At 53.8% G+C, this 290-nt stretch carries 1 protein-coding gene; it reads right to left on the bottom strand.

Annotated elements, in window-relative coordinates; translation table 11 throughout:
* Positions 1-290, bottom strand: a 290-nt coding sequence (locus AC2A1E_RS24490) for a hypothetical protein (protein ID WP_484385922.1), incomplete at both ends; no start/stop codon positions are given.

Genomic DNA, 290 nt, shown 5'->3' with positions numbered 1-290 from the left:
ACTGTTCGATCAACTGGCGAGCTGCCGGGCTGAACTTGGGTTCATTTAACAGGAGTTGAAGTTCCGCGGCACTGATCTGGTGCACATCCGGGAACTGGGCGCTATACCAAAAATCGCCCCCGATGCCATAGACATCCATCTGTGAGGCGCGCACCCCGGCCTCATAATCGCTCTTGGATACCAGCTCATGGATAAAAATATTGCCCCCAGAGGGAAAACCGCTCAGGCACACTTTTCCTTGCTGATCGGTGACGCCTAAACGAATAATCGCCCCGGCATTCCAATCCTGA

Source organism: Serratia sp. HNCC26DJ206, from assembly GCF_057180605.1.
The sequence above is the reverse complement of the archived record's forward strand: the minus strand, read 5'-3'. Positions and strand labels throughout refer to the sequence as shown.